At 66.5% G+C, this 22450-nt stretch carries 18 protein-coding genes and 1 other RNA gene; 10 read left to right on the forward strand and 9 right to left on the reverse strand.

Translation table 11 applies throughout. The features are described from left to right. Positions 1-25 precede the first annotated feature (25 nt). From QX094_RS14960 to QX094_RS14970, 3 genes are all read right to left on the reverse strand, one after another. Positions 26-1225 carry a glycosyltransferase family 87 protein gene (locus QX094_RS14960; protein WP_315825856.1) on the reverse strand — a complete coding sequence of 400 codons (1200 nt, stop codon included), beginning with the start codon at positions 1223-1225 and terminating at the stop codon, positions 26-28. Between the two features lie 1007 nt (positions 1226-2232). Next, on the reverse strand, positions 2233-5253 hold the full coding sequence (gene polA, locus QX094_RS14965) for a DNA polymerase I (protein ID WP_315825857.1): 3021 nt from the start codon (positions 5251-5253) through the stop codon (positions 2233-2235). 72 nt (positions 5254-5325) lie between these two features. Beyond that, complete coding sequence (locus tag QX094_RS14970; protein WP_315753825.1) at positions 5326-6177, reverse strand: LysR family transcriptional regulator; 852 nt, start codon at positions 6175-6177, stop codon at positions 5326-5328. A 99-nt stretch (positions 6178-6276) separates the two neighbouring features. Between QX094_RS14970 and QX094_RS14975 the strand changes: the two genes are divergently transcribed. Further along, positions 6277-7245 carry a quinone oxidoreductase gene (locus QX094_RS14975; RefSeq protein ID WP_315825858.1) on the forward strand — a complete coding sequence of 323 codons (969 nt, stop codon included), beginning with the start codon at positions 6277-6279 and terminating at the stop codon, positions 7243-7245. An 8-nt stretch (positions 7246-7253) separates the two neighbouring features. On the opposite strand, the gene QX094_RS14980 is transcribed toward QX094_RS14975, so the two are convergent. Next, positions 7254-8306 (reverse strand): acyltransferase family protein, encoded by a 1053-nt coding sequence (locus tag QX094_RS14980; RefSeq protein WP_315825859.1) that lies wholly within the window; start codon positions 8304-8306, stop codon positions 7254-7256. Positions 8307-8457: 151 nt separating this feature from the next. On the opposite strand from QX094_RS14980, the gene QX094_RS14985 reads away from it, so the two are divergent. The 4 genes from QX094_RS14985 (at position 8458) to QX094_RS15000 (ending at position 14754) form a co-directional block, all read left to right on the forward strand. Next, positions 8458-9777, forward strand: coding sequence for a UDP-glucose/GDP-mannose dehydrogenase family protein (locus QX094_RS14985; protein WP_315825860.1), 1320 nt, complete (start codon positions 8458-8460; stop codon positions 9775-9777). Between the two features lie 116 nt (positions 9778-9893). Then, the gene (gene hrpB / locus QX094_RS14990; RefSeq protein ID WP_315825861.1) at positions 9894-12368 is read left to right on the forward strand and encodes an ATP-dependent helicase HrpB; all 2475 of its coding nucleotides are present in this window, start codon (positions 9894-9896) and stop codon (positions 12366-12368) included. A gap of 161 nt (positions 12369-12529) precedes the next feature. Further along, positions 12530-13030 carry a TIGR02281 family clan AA aspartic protease gene (locus tag QX094_RS14995; protein WP_315799204.1) on the forward strand — a complete coding sequence of 167 codons (501 nt, stop codon included), beginning with the start codon at positions 12530-12532 and terminating at the stop codon, positions 13028-13030. Between the two features lie 224 nt (positions 13031-13254). Beyond that, positions 13255-14754, forward strand: a complete 1500-nt coding sequence (locus QX094_RS15000) for a phosphomannomutase/phosphoglucomutase (protein WP_315825862.1) — start codon at positions 13255-13257, stop codon at positions 14752-14754. 53 nt (positions 14755-14807) lie between these two features. Here QX094_RS15000 and QX094_RS15005 read toward each other — a convergent pair whose 3' ends face one another. From QX094_RS15005 to QX094_RS15025, 5 genes are all read right to left on the reverse strand, one after another. Next, complete coding sequence (locus QX094_RS15005; RefSeq protein ID WP_316167266.1) at positions 14808-16274, reverse strand: methyl-accepting chemotaxis protein; 1467 nt, start codon at positions 16272-16274, stop codon at positions 14808-14810. A gap of 20 nt (positions 16275-16294) precedes the next feature. Next, the gene (locus QX094_RS15010; RefSeq protein WP_315752316.1) at positions 16295-16624 is read right to left on the reverse strand and encodes a hypothetical protein; all 330 of its coding nucleotides are present in this window, start codon (positions 16622-16624) and stop codon (positions 16295-16297) included. Positions 16625-16736: 112 nt separating this feature from the next. Further along, a complete protein-coding gene (locus tag QX094_RS15015) occupies positions 16737-17237 on the reverse strand; it encodes an Lrp/AsnC family transcriptional regulator (RefSeq protein WP_315715344.1) in 501 nt (166 codons plus the stop codon). 130 nt (positions 17238-17367) lie between these two features. After that, on the reverse strand, positions 17368-18312 hold the full coding sequence (gene nudC / locus QX094_RS15020; protein WP_316174527.1) for an NAD(+) diphosphatase: 945 nt from the start codon (positions 18310-18312) through the stop codon (positions 17368-17370). Between the two features lie 3 nt (positions 18313-18315). Beyond that, complete coding sequence (locus QX094_RS15025) at positions 18316-18735, reverse strand: HIT family protein (protein WP_315752213.1); 420 nt, start codon at positions 18733-18735, stop codon at positions 18316-18318. 145 nt (positions 18736-18880) lie between these two features. Here QX094_RS15025 and ffs point away from each other — a divergent pair. From ffs to QX094_RS15050, 5 genes are all read left to right on the forward strand, one after another. After that, positions 18881-18977, forward strand: an RNA gene (gene ffs / locus QX094_RS15030) — signal recognition particle sRNA small type. 131 nt (positions 18978-19108) lie between these two features. Further along, positions 19109-20947, forward strand: a complete 1839-nt coding sequence (locus QX094_RS15035) for a DNA polymerase III subunit gamma/tau (protein ID WP_316169602.1) — start codon at positions 19109-19111, stop codon at positions 20945-20947. A 104-nt stretch (positions 20948-21051) separates the two neighbouring features. Then, on the forward strand, positions 21052-21372 hold the full coding sequence (locus QX094_RS15040; RefSeq protein WP_315715348.1) for a YbaB/EbfC family nucleoid-associated protein: 321 nt from the start codon (positions 21052-21054) through the stop codon (positions 21370-21372). A gap of 25 nt (positions 21373-21397) precedes the next feature. Further along, the gene (gene recR / locus QX094_RS15045; protein WP_315715349.1) at positions 21398-21997 is read left to right on the forward strand and encodes a recombination mediator RecR; all 600 of its coding nucleotides are present in this window, start codon (positions 21398-21400) and stop codon (positions 21995-21997) included. A gap of 20 nt (positions 21998-22017) precedes the next feature. Further along, positions 22018-22443: a hypothetical protein gene (locus QX094_RS15050; RefSeq protein WP_315715350.1), complete on the forward strand. Its 426-nt coding sequence runs from the start codon at positions 22018-22020 to the stop codon at positions 22441-22443. The last annotated feature ends 7 nt before the right edge of the window (positions 22444-22450 follow it).

Raw genomic sequence — 22450 nt, forward strand, 5'->3', positions numbered from 1 at the left:
ATCCGGTCAATTGCACCGAGAGCAATCAGCCCGCCGCCGGCGGCGCGACGTCCAGCGCAGGCAGCGGTCTGCCGGAGCGGTCGAACACACCGGCGATGCTCAACGCCAGCAGGACCAGCAGAATGGCCGCCGCGAACGGCACGGAGTGCCCGATCATGGCGAGCAGGCAGGCTCCCAGCGCGATCACGAGGCCGATCTCCAGCGGCGCGATCGGCTCGCCGGCGTCGCTCCGCGCCTTCCAGTGGAGCGCGATCCCCGCCGCCACCATCGGCATGTCGTAGATCATCGCATAGGGCGTGGCGATGATGCTGCCGACCGCGACCAGCGCGATCGCCTGCTGCGTTGAGCCGCGTCGCCAGGCATCCCAGACCATCACGACGACGGAGCAGGACAACAGGAGCTGAACCAGGTAGCCGATCGGCGGCGGCGCGCCGAGCGCGTGCAAGCCAGCGATGACCGTCGGCATCATGTGATCGAGGCTGACCTGGTTGGCCTGCAATTGCGCCTGATAGCTCGGAAACTTCACGATCCATTCGAGCCAGATCCACGGATCGAGCGCAGCGCTGGTGACGACCGCGACGATCACGGTCGTGGCGATGGCCGAGAGGATGGCGCGCCAGTTGCGTGACGCCAGCAGCACGACCGGCATCAGCAGCACGAATTGTGGCTTGTAGGCGAGCAGGCCGAGCAGCGTGCCGGCAACGATCGGGTGGCGCGCGAGCAGGCGCAATCCGCCGATCAGCAAGGCCGCCGAGAGAAATCCGTTCTGGCCGGTAATCGCGTTGATGAGCGTCGTCGGCGCGGCGAGCAGCGCAAGGCCCGACAGTGTGCGCCAGTCGCGGCCGAGCGTCGCCAGGCCATACAGCGCGAACGTCAGCGAGATCCAACAGACATAGGCGACAGGCAGCGCCAGCATCCCCAGCGGGATCAAGGCCAGCAGGAAGGTCGGCGGGTAAGGATAGGGAAATCCGCCGCCGCCGAGGGCGGGATCCAGCGTCTGCTGGTAGCGCGCGAGCGCGACAGGATCGTAGATGCCGGCGCCGGACAGCGCGGCATATTTGCCGAACGACCACAGGCCGAAGAAGTCACCGAACGCCGGCTGCGGCGACGACAGCGTCCAGCTGACGAGATAGGCGCCGTTGTAGAGCGCCATCGCGACCAGCAGGATCAGCACCGCGCGCCGGTCGCGCGTCTTGGGGTGAGCTGCGGATGAGGTCGCGGTCATGGAGCTCTTCGTTCTGCGCCCTCGGCGCAGTCGTGGCATGGGGATGATCGGAGCTGTCAGCGATCGCTCGCGTGCGGTGCCTCTCCAACCTTGCCAGGGTGCGCTGCACGTCGTGTTACCGTCCGTCCATCCGGCCAGGCGCGATCTCATCGTGCCTAACGGGGGGTAAAATCGCCGCGTTCCGAGTGACCGTGAACAGGGGACGGCGTCATCTCTCCGCATCGGGCAACGCGATCGTCAAGATTTATATTGCTATTTTTCCGAAGTCATGCTCTATTCAGCGCATCCCGTCCTCATGCAGAGGGGCGTACGCGTCGTCACGATACGTTGAGGCGGGGAGCGGTGGCCGCGGGCCTGTCAGGTGCTTTTGCGCTGGACGATTGGCAGTTCGCGGACGTTCAAGCCGTGTGGTCCTGGCGCCCCGAAGCTGGCGCCAAGCCTGCGTGACATCACGTGTCGCGCTGGTGACGGGGGCAAACAAGCCGGTCCCCGGGGAGAGCTCGGAGCAGACGTTAAGCCCATCGCGCAGGGAGGGCCGGGCCTGTCCGGCTGAACCTGTGGTACCTGCCGCCTGCATTCTTTTGAGCAGGCGGGCCACGGGCCTCAGTCGGGGCCCGGCCTTCCCTGCGCCCTCTGCAAAATTCAGAGGGCGAACGACATGCATCCCTCGAGCAAATCATGCTGCGAGAAGGCTGAGGCATGTCTACGGCTCGCGTTGCAGCCAATGATCATCGTATCGGGGAGCATCAAACGGATGCGTATGAGGGCTGCGTTGCGAGGCACGCTGCCCACCCTCCCCTGGAGGGGGAGGGTCGCCTCTCATGAGCGCAGCGAAACGTGAGGCGGGGTGGGGTGATCTCTCCACAGGCGCCAGCGCCCGCGGCTCACCCCACCCCGCTCGCCCGCTTCGCGTGCGATCGACCCTCCCCCTCCAGGGGAGGGTGGCATCTCGCTCGTGGACGGATTTCGGCGCACGCGATGACGAAGCAGAGATCACCGCGATCAGCTCAATGCGCCTCGTCCCAATTGTCGGCGGCCCGCGCATCGACATGCAGCGGCACCGACAGCAGCACCGCCGGGAAGGGGGCGTCCTGCATGACGTGCTGCACCACCGGCAAGGTCGCGGCGACCTCGCCGTTCGGCACCTCGAAGATCAGTTCGTCATGCACCTGCAGCAGCATCTGAGCCGACAGCTTCTTTTGCGCCAGGGCCTCCTCGACGCGGATCATGGCGCGCCGGATGATGTCGGCCGCGGTGCCCTGCAGCCGCGCGTTGATCGCGGCGCGCTCGTTGAAGGCGCGCACCGAGGCGTTGGAGGCCTTGATCTCGGGGTAATGGCACTTGCGGCCGAACAGCGTGGTGACATAGCCGTGCTTGCGGCAGAACTCCTTGGTCGCGTCCATGTAGTCGCGAATGCCGGGGAAGCGCTCGAAATAGCGCTTGATGTAGGCCGAGGCCTCCTCGCGGGCGATGCCGAGCTGGTTGGCGAGGCCGAACGCGGAGATGCCGTAGATGATGCCGAAATTGATCGCCTTGGCGCGGCGGCGCACCTCGCTCGGCATGTCCTTGATCGGCACGCCGAACATCTCGGATGCCGTCATCGCGTGGATGTCGAGCCCGTCCTTGAACGCCTGTTTCAGCACGGGGATGTCGGCGATCTCCGCGAGCAGCCGCAACTCGATCTGCGAGTAGTCGGCCGACACCAGCTTATGGCCCGGCGTCGCGATGAAGGCGCGGCGGATCTTGCGGCCATCTTCGGTCCGCACCGGGATGTTCTGCAGATTCGGCTCGTTCGACGACAGCCGGCCGGTGGTGGTCGCCGCCAGCGCGTAAGTGGTGTGCACGCGATGCGTCTGCGGGTTGACATAGGTCGGCAGCGCATCGGTATAGGTCGATTTCAGCTTCGAGACCTGGCGCCATTCCAGGATCTTGCGCGCGAAATCGTTGCCCTGCTCGGCGAGATCATCGAGGATGGAGGCAGAGGTCGACCAGGCGCCGGTCTTGGTCTTGGTGCCGCCCGACAGGCCCATCTTGCCGAACAGGATGTCGCCGATCTGCTTCGGGCTGCCGACATTGATCGGCTCGCCGGCCAGCTCCTGCAACTCGGCCTCGACGCGCGCCGCGGTCTGGGCGAAGTCGCCGGACAGGCGCGACAGCACCTGGCGGTCGATCGAGATGCCGCGCCGCTCCATGCGCGCCAGCACCGACACCAGCGGCCGCTCCAGGGTCTCGTAGACCGCGGTCATGCGCTCCGCCGTGAGGCGCGGCTTCAGCACGCGCCAGACCCGATGGATGACATCGGCGGCTTCCGCGGAATGCGCGGTCGCGCGATCGATGGCGACCTGCTCGAAGGTCAGCTTGTTCCGGCCGCTCCCGATCAGCTCACCTTCACTGATCATGGCGTGTCCGAGCACGTGCTCGGACAGCGAGTCGAGCTTCTGCGATCCACGTCCGGCGTCCAGCGCGTAGCTCATCAGCTGCACGTCGTCGGTGTTGGTCAGGGTGATGCCGGCCTGCGCCAGCATCACGGCCGTGAACTTGATGTTGAAGCCGATCTTGAGCAGGCCGGCCGATTCCAGGATGGGCGTCAGGGCAGCGAGCGCCTCGCTGTCCCTGATCTGGCCAGGTGCGAGCCCGGCATCGAACAGGCCGCCGCCATCGCCGGCCTGGCGATGAGCCAGTGGGATGTAGCAGGCGTCGTTCGGCGCCAGCGCCAACGCGATGCCGCACAGGCTGGCCTGCATCGGATCGATCGAGCTGGCTTTGACATCGATGGTGACCCGACCGAAGTCATGGACGCGGGCGAGCCACGCATTCAGCTCCGGTACGGTGCGCACGGTCTGATATTTATCGCGATCGATCCGCGCGCTCTTGGCCGCCTCGGCCCTGGACTCGGCGAGGCTGGCGGGTGTGCCTTTGCTCATCGCCGACTTGTCGGTGCGCGGGTCACCGCTGCGAGGAGCGGCGGCTGGCTTGCTCAGTGTGCTCCCTCCCCCGCTTGCGGGGGAGGGCGGGGTGGGGGCTGCGGCCGGACTCGATCCCACCTTCAACTGTTCATCCGCCGACACGTCGGCCGGATCGATCTGCGAATACTCGGCGACGCGGCGCGTCAGCGTGGTGAACTCCATCGCCTTGAGGAAGGCGATCAGCTTGCGCGGATCGGGCTCGTGCACCGCGAGGTCGTCGAGTGGCACATCGAGCACGACCTTGTCGTCGAGCAGCACCAACTGGCGCGAGATCCGCGCCTTCTCGGCGTTCTCGATCAGAGCCTCGCGCCGCTTCGGCTGCTTGATCTCGCTTGCGCGCGTCAGCAGGCCTTCGAGATCGCCATAGTCGGTGATCAACTGCGCGGCGGTCTTGATGCCGATGCCGGGCACGCCCGGCACGTTGTCGGTGGAATCGCCGGCCAGCGCCTGCACCTCGACCACCTTCTCCGGCGGCACGCCGAACTTCTCGATCACCTCGGCGACCCCGATGCGCCGGTCCTTCATCGTGTCGTACATCGTGACGCAGTCGTTGACGAGCTGCATCAAATCCTTGTCCGAGGACACGATGGTGGTGGTGGCGCCGCGCTCGCAGGCAAGCCGCGCATAAGTCGCGATCAGGTCGTCCGCCTCGAAGCCCGATTGCTCCAGGCACGGCAGGTCGAAGGCGCGGACGGCCTCGCGGATCAGCGCGAATTGCGGGATCAGGTCGTCGGGCGCCGGCGGCCGGTGCGCCTTGTAGTCGGCGTAGATCTTGTTGCGGAACGTGACCTCGGACTTGTCGAACACGATGGCCAGATGCGTCGGTCGGTCGGTCTCGGGCATGTCGCGCAGCAGCTTCCACAGCATGTTGCAGAAGCCGAGCACGGCATTGACCTGCAGCCCGTCGGACTTGCGGTTGAGCGGCGGCAGCGCGTGATAGGCGCGGAAGATGTAGGACGAGCCGTCGACCAGGAACACATGGTCGCCGTTGGCCGCGCCCTTGGCGGCGGCAGGCACAGGGGCGGCGGGCGTGGCGGCGGCTTTCTGGGGAGCTTTGGGCATGGCCGCAATGTAGGGATTTTCGCTCGCATTGACAGCCGTGACGACGCCATGCGCACCGGATTTTTCCGCCCCTCAGTCCGGTCGGACGCAGCGGGTCAGGAACTCCATGACGGCGCGAATGAGGGGCGTGCGCCTGAGGTCGCGATGAACGATGAGCCAGATGTCCCTGCTGATGGCCGCGCCGGCTTCGAAGCGGGTGAGGTCGGGATCATGATCGCCGAGAAAATGCGGCAGGGCGGCGAGCCCCAGCCCTGCGCGCGCCGCTGCGGCCTGGCTCTCGAGATCGCTGCTCCGAAACACGATCGGGCGCTGCCCGGCGACCGCCTTCAGCCATTGCTGCTGGGGTGCCGAATCCATGCTGGCATCATAGGCGATGAATCCGAGCGCATGCTGCGGCGTCTCCTTGAGATAGTGCGGCGCGCCGTAGAGGTTGAAGCCGAAGCGGCCGATCTTGCGTGCGATCAGGCCGGGCTCGTCGGGACGGGACAGTCGCAGAGCGATGTCGGCTTCCCGTCGGTTGAGCGAGGCGCTGCGCTTCTCGCCGATCAGCTTGATGATGATGGCGGGATGCCGTCGGCGCAGCTCGACCAGCCGTGGCGCGATCAGCCTGTTGGCGAGCGTCGGCGGCGCGCTGACCGAGACCTCACCGGCCAGACCGGGACGCGATGCGACCACGGCGCGCTCGATCGCGAACGCGGCCTGCTCCATCGGGCCGGCGGCCGCGGCGAGGCGGCGGCCGTCCTCGGTCAGCTCATAGGCCCGCGCTCGGCGGTCGACCAGCTTCAGCCCGGTGGCCCGTTCCAGGGCCGCGACCCGGCGGGCCACCGTGACATGATCGACGCCGAGACCACGTGCGGCGGCCGACAGCGTGCCCTCGCGGGCCAGCGTCACGAAGTGGTGAAGGTCGGTCCAGTCGATCCGCATGTTCGAATATTCACAACAGGGGAGCCAAATTGGGCAATTCCGCAGAATGCCAACGCTGACCACACTGTCCGGATCAAGGCAAGATGTGTGGAGACGGGCATGGTTGCTATCGTTCGACTGAAGTCACCCGGCGGCGCGGAGAATCTGGTGCTCGAGAATGTTGAGCTGCCGGCGCCGGGCGCCAACGAGATCCGGCTGCGCCACACCGCGATCGGCGTGAACTTCATCGATATCTATCAGCGCAGCGGCCTCTATCCGCTGCCCGACGGAATTCCTGGCGTCGAAGGGGCGGGGGTCGTGACGGCGAAAGGCGCGGACGTGACAGAGTTGTCCGTCGGCGACCGCGTCGCCTATGCCGGCGCCCCGGTCGGCGCCTATGCCTCGGAGCGAAATCTGCCCGCCTGGCGCGCGATGCCGCTGCCCGACGCCGTGTCTGAAGCGAGCGCTGCGTCGACCCTGCTGAAAGGCATCACGGCGGCGATGCTGCTCAATCGTACCTATGCCGTCGGAGCCGGAACGACGCTGTTGGTGCACAGTGCCGCCGGCGGGCTCGGCCAGGTGCTGACGCGACTGGCTCGGCTGCGCGGCGCGACCGTCATCGGCACGGTGAGCTCGGAGGCCAAGGCGGAGCTCGCGCGTGCCGCCGGCGCGCGCCATCTGATCGTCGGCCGGGATGCTGACTTTGTCGATGCCGTGAAGCGATTGACCGACGGGCGCGGCGTCGATGTCGCCTATGATGGCGTCGGCGGCAAGACGCTTGCGCGGACGCTCGCCTGCGTCAGGCCGTTCGGGACGGTCGCCAGCATCGGTCAGTCCGGCGGTCCAATTCCAAGCCTTACCGTCGAGGAGCTGGGGCCGCGCCGCAGCCTGTCGCTGGCACGCCCGAGCGTGATGGCCCATATCAACGATGTCGCCGACTATCGCAGGGATGCAGCGACGGTTCTCGCCGCGCTCGCCGATGGCGATCTCGTCGGCCACGGCACCGCGTATCCGCTGGCGCGGGCCGTCGAGGCCCATATCGATCTGGAGAGCGGCCGCAGCCGTGGCGCGCTGCTTCTGGTGCCCTGACGGTGACGCTACTCCGCCGGCTGCAACACGGCTTTCGGCTTCGGCGGCGCGATCCAGAACGCGATCGGGCGCTCGAACAGGAAGCGTGCGCCGAGGCGCAACGCGAGGCGCCAGATCACGAGCGCGCCGAGCACGCCGGCGACGGTCACGAGCAGGGAGATCGTGCCGATGTCGGCGATGGCGCCCGTCTTCAGCAACAAGGTGCGGGTCGCCGCCATCGGCAGGAAGAAGGCGAGATAGATCACGATCGAATGCTCGCCGCAGAACCGCAATGCGTTGAGGAGCTGCGCGCGCGCCAGCAGCGTGCCGGCGATGATGATGGCGACGGCGCCGGCATAGCCGAGCATGAGGGAGACAGCCGGCCATTCGCTGACACCGAGGTTCACCAGCGATTGGTTGATCACCGCCCAGGCGAGCAGGCCGACGATGGCGAGCATCGGCTGCGACCGCGCGCGATCCGACAGCGCGAAGATGGTGGGCGCGAACAGATAGCCCGAATAGATGTAGACGAAGCGGGCGCAGAATTCGTCGATCACGGTCCAGCCGGTGACGATGTGCGCCATTTCGAGGCCGGCCGCGACGCCCCAGATCACCGGCGCGGGCAGCTTTCGCGTCAGTTTGATGACGACGAAGAAGATCGGCAGCAGATAGATGAACCACAGCGTGCCGAACGGCTCGATGAAGGATTCCAGGTACAGGTAGCCGGCGTGCGGCCAGCCGGATGCGGCGGCGAAGCCGGGCGCCTTGAAGCCGAACTGGATGGTCACCCACAGGACGTAGAAGTAGGCGAAATGCACGACCTTGCGGTCGAGATAGGTACGCCAGTCGCGGTTGATCACCAGTGGCAGAAACAGGCCGGAAATCAGGAAGAAGTCGGGCATCCGGAACGGCTTGGCGAAGGCGACGACGGCGTGCATGAAGCCGGTCTCGCCGGCGGCGAGCTCGACGCCGAGCACCGAGTGCATCATCACCACCATGATGATGCAGATACCCTTGGCGTAGTCCACCCAGTCGATGCGCGTCTCGGTTCCGGCCGTTTTCGGCGTACCATTCGCGGTCATGCTGTCCCTCTTTGGCGCGGAGCTGCCGCATTGTCGGGCAGAGCCGTTAATACTCCTCCTTGTCATCCAAACGTCATGCCGTTTTCTAAATTCCCCTTGAACCGCAAATGGTTTAAGACGCGAAAGTATTAACCTTGAAGGATGGGTTTCGATGCGAATTGCGATGATCGGCACGGGCTATGTGGGTCTGGTGTCCGGTGCCTGCTTCGCCGATTTCGGTCACCAGGTGACCTGCGTGGACAAGGACGAGAGCAAGATCGCCGCGCTGCATCGCGGAGAAATCCCGATCTTCGAGCCCGGCCTGGATGCGCTGGTCGCGGCCAACGTCAAGGCCAAGCGGCTCGATTTCACCACGGACCTCAAGCAGCCGGTCGCCGAGGCCGACGCCGTGTTCATCGCGGTTGGTACGCCGTCGCGGCGCGGCGACGGACACGCCGACCTCACTTACGTCTATGCCGCGGCGCGCGAGATCGCGGCCTCGCTCACCGGCTTCACCGTGGTCGTGACGAAGTCGACGGTGCCGGTCGGCACCGGCGACGAGGTCGAGCGCATCATCCGCGAGACCAATCCGACGGCCGACGTCGTCGTCGCCTCCAATCCGGAATTCCTGCGCGAGGGTGCCGCGATCCGCGATTTCAAATGGCCGGATCGCATCGTCGTCGGCACCGCGGACGAGCGCGGCCGCAAGGTGCTCGGCGACATCTATCGCCCGCTGTCGTTGAACCAGGCGCCGATGATGTACACCGAGCGCCGCACCGCCGAACTGATCAAATACGCCGCCAATGCGTTCCTCGCCACCAAGATCACCTTCATCAACGAGGTCGCCGATCTCGCCGAGAAGGTCGGCGCCGACGTGCAGGAGGTGGCGCGCGGCATCGGTCTCGACAACCGCATCGGCTCCAAGTTCCTGCATGCCGGTCCGGGCTTCGGCGGCTCGTGCTTCCCGAAGGACACGCGTGCGCTGATCAAGATCGCGCAGGACTACGACACGCAGCTGCGCATCGTCGAATCGGTGCTGGCGGTGAATGACAACCGCAAGCGCGCGATGGCGCGCAAGGTGGCGCATGCCGTCGGCGGCAATCTGCGCGGCAAGACGGTCGCGGTGCTCGGCCTCACCTTCAAGCCGGAGACCGACGACATGCGCGAGGCACCGTCGATCCCGCTGGTGACCGGTCTGCTCGACATGGGCGCCAAGGTCCGCGCGCATGATCCCGTCGGCATCGAGCAGGCCAAGAAGGAGCTGCCGGAGATCGCCTACTACGACGATCCCTATGAGTGCGCGACCGGCGCCGATGCGATGGTGCTGGTCACCGAATGGGTGCAGTACCGCGCCATGGATCTCGATCGCCTCAAGGAGGTGATGGCTCATCCGGTCGTCGTCGATTTGCGCAATGTCTACCGCCCCGACGAGATGGCCGCCCACGGCTTCGTCTACGAGAGCGTCGGCAGGCCGTCGGTGAAGGGCGGTTGACATGGCATTGTCATACCCTGCGCAGGCGGGGTATCCAGTACGCCCGATCTTCGTGATCCGCGAGATTTGCGCTTACTGGATCATCCGCCTTCGCGGGTGATGACGGGTTACTGCTATTGCCCTTTCGCTTCGACACACCGCTGCCCATCGATGCCGTGCTGGACGAACTGTCCGGCGCGCTCGAACGCAGCAACACCGCCGTGCTGGTGGCGCCGCCCGGCGCCGGCAAGACCACGCGGGTGCCGCTGGCCTTGCGTGATGCGCCGTGGGTCGGGACTAAGAAGATCATCGTGCTGGAGCCCCGCCGGATCGCGGCCCGCGCCAGCGCCGAGCGGATGGCGAAGTCGCTCGGCGAGCGCGTAGGCGACACCGTCGGCTATCGCGTGCGGTTCGGCTCGAAGGTCTCGCGCGCGACCCGCATCGAGGTCGTCACCGAGGGCATCTTCACCCGGCAGATCCTCGATGATCCCGAACTGACCGGCGTCGCTGCCGTGCTGTTCGACGAATTCCACGAGCGCTCGCTCGACGCCGATCTCGGCCTCGCATTGGCGCGCGATGCGCAGCAGGGGCTGCGCGAGGATCTCCGTATCCTCGTGATGTCGGCGACGCTCGACGGCGCCCGCGTCGCCAGACTGCTCGGCAATGCGCCGGTGGTCGAGAGCGAGGGCCGCGCCTATCCGGTCGAGACCCGTTATGTCGGCCGCAAGCCGGATGCGCCGGTCGAGCGCCAGATGGCCGAGACCATCGCCAGCGCGCTGCGCGCCGATGCCGGCTCGGTGCTGGCGTTCCTGCCGGGCGCGGCCGAGATCCGGCGTACCCAGACCATGCTCGCCGAGCGCGTTCATGATGCCAGCGTTGAGATCGTGCCGCTGTTCGGCGCACTCGATTCCGCCGTCCAGGACCGCGCGATCTCGCCCGCCCCGAAAGGGCAGCGCAAGGTGGTGCTGGCGACCTCGATTGCCGAGACTTCGCTGACCATCGAAGGCGTCCGCATCGTGGTCGATTCCGGTCTCGCCCGGGTGCCGCGCTACGAGCCGGACATCGGCCTCACCAGGCTGGAGACGGTGCGGGCTTCGCGCGCCGCTGTCGATCAGCGCCGCGGCCGCGCCGGCCGCACCGAGCCTGGCGTCTGCTACCGGCTATGGGACGAGCCGCAGACGGCCTCGCTGGCGGCCTATACGCAGCCGGAAATCCTCAGCGCCGACCTGTCCTCGCTGGTGCTCGACCTGGCGCAATGGGGTGTCAATGACCCCTCCGCGCTGAGCTTCCTCGATCCGCCGCCGCAACCGGCTTGGAAGGAGGCAAGGGACCTGCTGCGCGAGCTCGATGCGCTCGATGCCGATGGCAGGCTGACCAACGAGGGCCGGCGGCTGCGGGCGCTGGCGCTGCCGCCGCGGCTGGCGCGGATGATCGTCGATGCCGCCGACCACGGCGCGGCGGCGCAGGCCGCCGACATCGCCGCCATCCTGACCGAGCGCGGGCTGGGCGGCGACAGCGTTGATCTCGAGGTGCGGCTCGATCAGTTCCGCCGCGACCGCTCGCCGCGCGCGCAAAGTGCCCGCGACCTTGCGCGGCGGTGGGCGCAGCAGGTGTCGTCCGCGTCCGCCCGCGCCGGAGACGCGGACATCTCCACCGGCCTGATGCTCGCCTTCGCCTTTCCCGACCGGGTCGCGCGCAATCGCGGCAATGGCAGCTTCGTGCTCGCCAATGGCCGCGGCGCCGCCGTCGACCCCGCCTCGTCGCTGGCGCGCGTGCCGTATATCGCGGTCGGTGAGCTGACGGGAACGGCGGCCAGCGGCCGCATCCTGCTGGCGGCGCCGCTGGCGATCGAGGATATCGAGCGGCATTTTGCTGCACATATCGAAGCGAGAGACGAGGTCAGCTTCGATCAAAACGCGATGGCGTTGCGGGCGCGCCGCCGGCGCAAGCTGCATGCGATCACCATGGCGGATGCGCCAGTCGCGCTGACGCCGTCGGAGGAGACCGCGCGCATCTTCGCGGAAGGGATCTGCGCGGCCGGGCTCGACCGGCTGCCCTGGTCGAAGGCCGCCAGGCAGTGGCGTGACCGCGTCACCTTCCTGCGCAAGGCGGAAGGCGACAGTTGGCCGGACCTGTCGGAGGCGGGCCTGGCCGAGCGGCGCGAGGACTGGCTGGTGCCGCTGCTCGCCGACAAGACCTCGCTCAAGGACATATCGCCCGGCGACGTCTCCGACGCCGTGATGGCGCTGCTGCCCTGGGATCTCCGCGCCCGGCTCGACCGGGAGGCGCCGACGCATTTCGAGGCGCCGACCGGCACCATGCTGGCGATCGACTACGAGGCCGAGCAGGGGCCCACCATCGCGGTGCGGCTGCAGGAGCTGTTCGGCCTGAACGTCCATCCCTCGATCGCGCGCGGCGCGGTGCCCCTGGTGCTGGAGCTGCTGTCGCCGGCGCAGCGGCCGGTGCAGGTGACGCGCGATCTGCCCGGCTTCTGGCGCGGTTCCTATGCCGCGGTCCGCACCGACCTGCGCGGCCGCTATCCGCGCCATCCTTGGCCCGACGATCCGGCCCATGCCGAGCCGACCCGGCGGGCCAAGCCGCGGGGGACGTAGCTCATGCAAATTGTACCGCCGCCGTCGTTGTCGTTAACGCTTCACTCATCGTTTTCGCCAAAATGGCGGCGGCAGCCGGTCGTTCGCAGTCGCCCGTCAGCGGCTTTGATGGTCAAATCGGTTGCGGGGTAAAGTCGGGCGTTTGCGTCATGCGTAACATAATGATCTTCGCGGCCGTTCTCGTCGGTCTCGGCACCTTCATGGCGCAACTGGCCGATCGCCTGACCCCCGCGTCGGCATCCGCGACGCCGTCCGCGCGGGTTGCCACGGCGGAACCGTCTGCTGCGGGCCAGCGCAGCCTGAGCATTCCGACCGACCGCCGCGGTCACTTCCGCGCCGACGGCCGCATCGACGGCCAGCGCATCAGCTTCATGGTCGATACCGGCGCCTCGATGGTCGCGCTGAACGAGAGCTCGGCCGCCCGTTTCGGCCTGCGTCCGGCGCGCGGCGACTACACCGCCACCGTCACCACGGCCAACGGCACCGTGAAGGCCGCCCGGGCCAGGCTTGCGATGGTCGAGCTCGGCGAGCTCACCGTGCGTGACGTCGATGCCCTGGTGCTGCCCGATACGGCGCTGTCGGAGAATCTGCTTGGCCTGTCGTTCCTGTCCAAGCTGAAGCGTTTCGCCTACGCCAACGGCCAGATGGTGCTGGAGCAGTAGGCTGCACCGAAGCGGAATGTTGTTTCGCGCGTCACCGGCCCCCACATACCGGCAGGCAGGCCGATCCCGAGTCGCAGTCATTGAATAGTTCGTCGGGTGGCCTACTCGAGCGGTCCTGCCCGATTGTTGCCTGCATTCCTCTGCCTTCTGACACTGTTGTCTGACGTCGTGCTAAGCACGAATGCCTTCTTCCATTGATGTGATATTGCCGAGGCCGTCTCCAGATGTTTCCGAAACCCAAGCCCGTCCTGGTTCCCAATACCTACGCCTTCGAATCCGAGCCGATGGTGAAGCCGACGGGCTTCCGCGAGTATGACGCGCGCTGGCTGTTCAACAAGGAGATCAATCTGATGGGGGTGCAGGCGCTCGGCATGGGGCTGGGCGCGCTGATCGCCGAACGCGGCGTCAAGCAGGAGATCGTGACCGGGCACGATTTCCGCGGCTACTCCGCCTCGATCAAATACGCCCTGATCTCGGGCCTGATGGCCGCCGGCTGCAAGGTGCATGACATCGGCCTTGCCGTGACGCCGATGGCCTATTTCGCCCAGTTCGATCTCGACGTGCCCTGCGTCGCCATGGTGACCGCCTCGCACAACGACAACGGCTGGACCGGCGTGAAGATGGGGGCCAACCGCCCGCTCACCTTCGGCCCCGAAGAGATGACCCGGCTCAAGGAGATCGTGCTCGAGGCCGCGTTCAAGAATGGCAGCGGCGGCTCCTATCAGTTCCATGAGAATTATCCGGCGCGCTACATCGCCGACCTCACCAGCCGTCCCAAGCTGAAGCGCAGGCTGAAGGTGGTCGCGGCCTGCGGCAACGGCACCGCGGGCGCGTTCGCGCCGCAGGTGCTGGAGGCGATCGGCTGCGAGGTTGTCCCGCTCGACACCGAGCTCGATCACACCTTCCCGAAATACAATCCCAATCCCGAAGACATGGAGATGCTGCACGCCATCCGCGATGCCGTGCTCGCGCACGAGGCCGATGTCGGCCTCGGCTTCGATGGCGACGGCGATCGCTGCGGCGTGGTCGACAATACCGGCGAGGAGATCTTCGCCGACAAGGTCGGCGTGATGCTGGCGCGCGACATGTCGGCGATCCACAAGGACGCGCAGTTCGTCGTCGACGTGAAGTCAACCGGCCTGTTCATGACCGATCCGGTGCTGCAGGCGCAGGGCGCGAAGACCGCCTACTGGAAGACCGGCCATTCCTACATGAAGCGCCGCACCAACGAGCTCGGTGCGCTCGCCGGCTTCGAGAAGTCGGGCCACTTCTTCTTCAACCGCCCGTTCGGGCGAGGCTATGACGACGGTCTGGTCTCGGCGATCGCGATCTGCGAGATGCTCGACCGGGCGCCGGGCAAGTCGATGGCCGACCTGAAGAACGCGCTGCCAAAGACCTGGTCGTCGCCGACCATGTCGCCGCATTGTGGCGACGAGGTCAAATACGGCGTCGCCGACGCTGTCGTGAAGCACTTCCAGGCGCTGCAGCAGCAGGGCGGCAAGGTGGCGGGGCAGAAGATCCGCGATCTCGTCACCGTCAACGGCGTCCGCGTCACCGTCGAGGACGGCAGCTGGGGTCTGGTGCGAGCGTCATCCAACAAGCCCGAGCTCGTGGTGGTGGTCGAAAGCCCGGTGTCCGAGCAGCGCATGCACGACATGTTCGAGGCGGTCAACGAGGTGCTGCGGACGCATCCCGAAGTCGGCGCCTACAACCAGACGATCTGAGGCCGCGTCGATGATGTCGCGCTAGGGCGCTGATCCCATCCTACTCGATGGGATCAAGCGGCCCTCAGGGAGCTCAGGAACTGATCGACCTCGGATTTGAGCCGGGTCGATTGCGAGGTGAGTCCGGTCGCGGACTCCAGCAGGCGCGAGGCGGCGCTGCCGGTCTCGTCGGAGGCACGGGTCACGCTGCCCATGCTTTGGCTGACCAGCCGCGTGCCTTCGGCCGCCTGCTGCACGTTGCCGGAAATTTCTCCGGTGGCGAGGCCCTGCTGCTCGACCGCGGTGGCGATCTCCTTGGAGATGTCGTCGATCTCGGCAATCGTTCCCCCGATCGCCTGGATGGCGGAGACGGCGTCACCCGTTGCGCTCTGGATGCTCTGCACCTGGCTGGAAATTTCCTCGGTGGCCTTCGCGGTCTGGTTGGCGAGTGCCTTGACCTCGCTTGCCACGACGGCAAAGCCCTTGCCGTGCTCGCCGGCGCGCGCCGCCTCAATGGTGGCGTTCAGCGCCAGCAGGTTGGTCTGGCTGGCGATCGTCTGGATCAGCGTCACCACCTCGCCGATCTTCTGAGTGCCGGCAGCCAGGCTCGCGACCACGGTGTTGGTGCGGCGAGCTTCGTCCGCCGCTTTCGCGGCGATCTCCGCCGACCGCGTCACCTGCTGTGAGATACTGTTGATCGACGCAGTCAGCTCTTCCGTTGCGGCAGCGACCGTCTCGACATTGGTCGACGCCTGTTGCGAGGCGCCGGCCGCGGCCGACGTCTGGCGCGAGGACTCCGCGCTGCTCCGGCTCATCGACGAGGACAGGCTCTGCATCTCGTTGGCGGCGACGGCCACCGCCTCGACGATGCCGCCGATCTTGCGCTCGAAGCCTTCCGCAAGCTCGCGACGGGCAAGATCAGCCTGCTGCTTGACGCGTTGCTCGGCCTCGAACCGCTCGGCGGTGGCGCGCGCCTCGGCAGCGATCGCCGATTCGGCTTCCGCGGTCTTGCGCGCGCTGGTTTCGAACAACTGCGTCAGCTTGAGCGCAAGGGCGATGAGAACACCGGCCTCGATCAGCAGGATGACCGCATGCAGCACAACGCGGCCGAAATCAGCGCCGCCCGGGTAGATCGCTGCAGGAAAGACGAAGTTCAGGACCAGATGGTGAAGCGCGACGGCGACGGTGCCGGCCAGGATCGGCCGGTAGTCGCAATATGCGACCAGACAGGCGAGCGCGGCGAAGAAATACATGTGCATGTCGATCTGCCAGGCATGTCCGGACATCTGGTAGACAAGCACGGATACACCGCCCATGACGGCGACCGCGACCGTGAGCTGGGTCGACAAGGTGTCGCCGGCGCTGCGCCAGGAAAGGGTCGCCACCACCGCCATGACGACCATGAGCATGGTCGGCATCAGCCAGTCGCCGCGCGACAGCCCGATGATGAGGGAGAGCGGAACGTGAACCCAGAGTACCGCCAGCAGAAGCTTGCTGGTCGTGTGCCGGAGGGTTGCCAGATCGCTGGTCTCGACGTTCATTTCCGATTCCCCCAAAGAGATCATTTTGCAAGGCAGGCGGAGACCGCCTGCGGATCGATGATGAGCCAGGCTCCGGCCTCGCGCAGCCGCGCCGAGCCGTCGTGTTCGCCGGGACGAACGACCAGCAGCGATGAAATGGTCGTTGTGCGCACGAGCGCGGCGTCAGCCGAGGCCGCAGCGAGCATCGCGTGTTGCGCGCTCCACCAAGGTGGGAAAGCGACGGCCACGATTTCGCTCCCCGCGCGCACTTGGAGTGACAGCGCTGCGACCGCGACAAAGCTCGCGATCAGAAGCGCCGTGGCATTGAGCCACGGGCGCGAAGACTGAGGTATGGTTGCACCGGACGTCATCACATCCAAGAATAGAGGGATGGGAATAACTTCCGGTAAACGTTCGTTAGGGATGACGACTGGAGTTCGGGACGCCGGCGCTGCAACGTCCAAGCGGCCCGGAATGCTCGGCTCAGACCGGCGGCACCGGCAGCGCCGTGACCGACTTGATCTTCTCCATGGCGAAGCGCGAGGTGACGTTCTTCAGGGGCACCGCGCTGATCAGCTTCTTGTAGAAGACATCGTAGCTCTGCATGTCCGCAACGACGACGCGCAGCATGTAGTCGACGTCGCCGGCCATCCGGTAAAACTCCATCACCTCCGGCATCGAGCTGACCGCCTCGGCGAATTTGCGCAGCCAGGCCTCGGAATGGTCGGCACTCTCCACCGACACGAACACGGAGATGCCGAGCCCGATCTTGTTCTGATCGACCAGGGCCACCCGGCGCAGGATCACGCCATCGGCCTCCAGCCGCTGGATGCGCTTCCAGCACGGTGTCGACGACAATCCGACCCGATCGCCGATCTCGGCGACGGAGAGCGATGCGTCCTCCTGCAGGACCATCAGAATCTTGCGGTCAATGGCATCGAGCCGGCGATTGGCCTCGGAGCCTTGGGCGGCGACATCGGTCATGGAGAAACTTGTTCCATAGGAAGGCTATAAAACCCTCATATAGAGAAAATCGTTCCAAGGCAAGGATCGGCCGTTCAGCCCTTTGCGGCCGGGTCTGGCCGTTTCCGCAGAGGGCCGGGCTGGTTTCCTGTTACCGCTCGTCGTTCTCCTTCAGCCAGCGGCCGACCAGATGATGAGCAATGGCGAACGGATGCGGTCCCGCCAAGCCATCCGGATGCTGCCGCAGTAGCATCTGCCGGGCCTCGTCGCGGCTGAACCAGCGCACGTCCTCGAGCTCGGTGCGGTCGATGACGATGTCTTCGTTGAGCGCTCGGGCGCTGCAACCGATCATCAACGACGACGGATAGGGCCAAGGCTGGGTCATGTAATAAGTCACGTCGGTACAGCGAATGCCCGATTCTTCGAACACCTCGCGCCGGACGGCGTCCTCGATCGTCTCAGCCGCCTCGACGAAGCCGGCGAGGCAGGAATACATGCCGGCCGGAAACTGCTTCTGCCGCCCGAGCAGGCACTTGTCGCCCGAGGCGACCAGCGAGATCACGACCGGATCGGTGCGCGGGAAATGCTCCGTCTTGCAGCTCGGGCATTCGCGCTTCCAGCCGCCCTCGCGCATCGCGGTCTTGGCGCCGCAATTGGCGCAGAAGCCGTGGCGCTGATGCCATGATACCAGGGACTTCGCCATCGCGATCGTCGCCAACTGGTCGACCGGGATCGCGCCCTGCATCGCCACCCCGCGCAGCTCGGTGACCGCCACATCGTCGCGCCCGGCGAGCTTCTCGACGGCCGCCGGCGAGATGCCCATGCCGAACACCGCCGCTTCGTCCTGCAGCCCGAGGAAGATCGTTCCCGGATTGGCACCGAACTTCAGCGCCTCGTCGATCGACAGCAGCGCGCGCAGCTTGTCGCCCTCGCGCTTCAGCACCAGCGAATCGCGATGCACGACATAGGCCCGCGTCGACGGCTTGCTTTCAAAGGCGATCAGCTTGTCGTCATGGAAGCGCAGATGGGCGGCGCGATCGATCGGATGGCCGACGAAGGCCGGCTTGCCCAACGGAAACAAGTCGAATGGCGACATCTCTCACCCTAGCCAGATCTTGCGCCTGATAGCGCTGATGAACTGCTGCACCTCCTGCGCATCGTGGGGCACAGCGGGCGCGGCGCCCCACACCGGTCGCGGCCAGGCCACGTCACTCGTGCGTCGCGCGATGATGTGGACGTGCAACTGGGGCACCATGTTGCCGAGCGCGGCGACGTTGAGCTTGTCGCATTTGGTGATCTCTTTGAGCGCGCGTGACGCCCGCGTGATCTCGGTCATCAGCTGCGCCTGCGCGACCTCGTCGAGATCGATGATCTCGACCGCGCCCTCGCGCCGCGGCACCAACAGCAGCCAAGGATAGTTCGCGTCCTTGATCACCAGCACGCGGGACAGCGGCAGGTCGCCAATGTCGATCGTATCCTTCGCAAGTTGCGGATGCAGCGACCAGGCTGATTCGGGCATGCGGCGGTTCCTGGCGGATGGTCAGGTGGGGAGCTCGCGGGCACCTAAAGCCTTTCCGAGCTGCGGCACAAGCCCGCGGGGCGGTAGACTAGGCCGGCGAAGCTCGCGCTTGCTTTCCGGACCATTTGGCCCCAAATAGGCAGCGGGAGATTGGCGGTGGACGAGCCACTCGCCAACCGGGTCAGGTCCGGAAGGAAGCAGCCCTAACGAGGTCCGGATCGGGTCGCTCGTCAGTCTCCTACCTGTTTTCTCGAGCGAATCGCGCAAAGATGGCGGGGACCCCGCGCAGGGCGGGCGCTCGACCGCGCTCCGGCTGATTGCGTCGACGATCGCGATCGATGCCGGCCTGGAATGCTCACTTGCGGATCGCTCGATGACCGACGCTGGCGCCCCACCTGTTCCGCCTGACAGCGCCGACGCTCCCGCCAAGCCCTACCGGGTGCTGGCGCGCAAATACCGCCCCTCCAGCTTCGCAGATCTGATCGGCCAGGAGGCCGTGGTGCGCACCGTCTCGAACGCGTTCGAGACCGGCCGGATTCCGCAGGCCTGGATTCTGACCGGCGTCCGCGGCGTCGGCAAGACGACCACCGCCCGCATTCTCGCCCGCGCATTGAATTACGAGCTGCCGGACGGCTCGGTGAAGGGGCCGACCATCCATATGCCGGTGCTCGGCACCCATTGCCAGGCGATCATGGAAAGCCGGCACATGGACATCCTCGAGATGGACGCGGCGTCCCACACCGGCGTCGATGACGTCCGCCAGATCAATGACAGCGTCCGCTATGCGCCGGCCAGCGCGCGCTACAAGGTCTACATCATCGACGAAGTCCACATGCTGTCGACAGCGGCGTTCAACGCCTTCCTGAAGACCTTGGAGGAGCCGCCGGAGCACGCCAAGTTCGTGTTTGCGACCACCGAGATCCGCAAAGTGCCGGTGACGGTGCTGTCGCGCTGCCAGCGCTTCGATCTGCGCCGCGTCGAGGCCGACGTGCTGATGAAGCATCTTTCGGGCATCGCGACCAAGGAAGGCGTGACGATCGAGCCCGAGGCGCTCGGCATCATCGCGCGCGCCGCCGAAGGCTCGGTGCGCGATTCGTTGTCGCTGCTCGATCAGGCGATCGCGCACAGCGCCGGCGAAGTCCGAGCCGACGATGTCCGTCAGATGCTGGGCCTCGCCGACCGCACCCGCGTGATCGACCTGTTCCACCATCTCGCCAGCGGCGACATCGCTGCCGCCTTCAAGGAATTCCGCGAGCAATATGACGTCGGCGCCGACCCCGTGGTCGTGCTGTCGGATCTGGCCGAGTTCGTGAACTTCGTCACCCGGGTGAAGGTCGTGCCGGCCACGGCCGACAACGTCGCCTTCAGCGAGACCGAGCGGCTGCGCGCGCGCGACTTCGCCACCAAGCTGTCGATGCGGGTGCTGTCGCGGATGTGGCAGATGCTGCTCAAGGGCATCGCCGAGACCCAAGGCGCGACGCGCCCGGCCGCCGCCGCGGAAATGGTGCTGGTACGGATTGCCTACGCGGCCGATCTGCCGACGCCCGACGAAGCCATTCGGATGATCGACCAGAACGGCGGCGGATCTCCCGTTGTCACGAACGGCGGCGGAGCGCGTGCTGCGCCGGCATCCACCATGAGCGCGGGAACGCCGCCTGTGATGACGTCGGCGCCGATGCAGGCGCCGCGCGCGCAAGGCCCGACGCTCGCCGCAGTCGGCGGCTCGATGCGCCCGCAGGCGATGTCGTCACAGCCGGCGCCGGCAACACAGGACCAGCCCGCGCTACGCATCGCGAGCTTTCAGGAACTCGTCGCGCTGGCCGGCAAGAATCGTGACCTGATCACCAAGAGCGCGCTGGAGATGGACGTGCGGCTGGTCCGCTTCGAAGAGGGACGGCTGGAGATCGCGCTGGAACGGACGGCGCAGCGCTCGCTTGTCTCGGACCTCGGCCGCAAGCTGGAAGACTGGACCGGCCGGCGCTGGACGGTGATCGTTTCCAACGAGCCGGGTCAGGCGACCTTGCGCGAGCAGAACCTGCGCGCCAAGAGCGAGCGAGAGGCGGCGGCGGAGGCCGATCCGCGCGTACAGGAGATCCTGGCGCGGTTCCCGGGCACCAAGGTGGTCGAAGTGCGCCGGCTCGCCCCCGAGCCGCCCGAATCGGACGCCAGTGCTGTCGAGCCGCCCGACGAGTCCGACGATGATGATTTCTAGAGCATGATCCGGAAAAAGTGGAAACCGGTATTCCTCGCGACAAACGCCAAAGGCGTTTGCGCGGAGATCATGCTCAACAAGATGGCTGATGATGAGGTGCTCCGATGGCTGACTTTCTCGGCATGATGAAACAGGCGGCGCAGCTGCAGACGAAGATGCAGGAGATGCAGGAGGAACTCGGCAACGTCGAGGTCGAGGGCATCTCGGGCGGCGGTCTGGTTGCCGTGCGCATGACCGCCAAGATGGACGTGAAGAGCATCAAGATCGATCCGTCGCTGCTCAAGCCGGAGGAGGCCGAGATCCTGGAGGACCTGCTGGTCACCGCGCATGGCGATGCGCGGCGCAAGGCGGAAGCCGCGATGCAGGAGAAGATGCAGGCCATCACCGGCAAGCTCGGCCTGCCGCCAGGCTTCGGTTTTGGTTAGTTGACCTGATGACATTCGTGAACTGATGGCCGTCGCTGGTCCTGAGATCGAACGCCTGATCCAGCTGCTCGCGCGCCTGCCCGGCCTCGGGCCGCGTTCGGCGCGGCGCGCCGCCCTGCATCTCATCAAGAAGCGCGAGGCGCTGATGGTGCCGCTTGCCTCGGCGCTGCAGGTCGCGATCGATCGCATCCAGGTCTGCAAGACCTGCGGCAACATCGATACGCAGAATCCCTGCACGGTGTGCACCGATCCGCGGCGCGATCCCGCGATGATCGTCGTCGTCGCCGATGTCGCCGACCTCTGGGCGCTGGAGCGCGCCAAGGCCTCGAACGGCCGCTATCACGTGCTCGGCGGCACCTTGTCGCCGCTCGACGGAGTCGGTCCGCAGGATCTCACCATCGACGCGCTGGTGCAGCGCGCGCATGCGCCGGAGGTGCAGGAGATCATCCTCGCTCTGAACGCGACGGTCGACGGCCAGACCACGGCGCACTACATCACCGACCTCCTGCAGGAGGCGAACGTCAAGGTCACGCGGCTGGCGCATGGCGTGCCGGTCGGCGGCGAGCTCGACTATCTCGACGAAGGCACGCTCTCGGCCGCGATGCGGCAGCGGACCTTGTTCTAAGCACAGACGGAAGTGAATTGATGACGAAACGCGGATTCGGCAAACGGCTGGCTTTGGGCGCGATTCTGGCGGCACTCTCGGCGCCGTCGGTGCTGGCGCAGCAAAGCGAGGCACCGCAGAAGGCGGGGCGTCCGCTCAATGCCGGTGACGTGCTGTCGGGCGAGCTGACGGCGCTGAAGCTGAAAGGCGCCAAATCGGGCCAGCCCTCCGCCGCCTATCAGATCACCAGCGAGCCGCGCCGCCTGCCGCCGCCGAGCGGGCTGTGCAATCTCGAGACCGGACCGGAGACGTTCCAGCTCGTTACCGCGAACACGGCGCAGGCCTCGCAGCTCAAGGGCCTGCTCGGCAAGCAGATCGCGGTCAAGGTCGACGAGATCGCCTGCGCCCAGGATGCGGGACAGATGAGCGAGGCGGTGGTGACCAAGTGGAGCTTGGTAAAGCGGTGACACTTGG

The organism is Bradyrhizobium sp. SZCCHNS1050, from assembly GCF_032484785.1.
Classification (GTDB): domain Bacteria; phylum Pseudomonadota; class Alphaproteobacteria; order Rhizobiales; family Xanthobacteraceae; genus Bradyrhizobium.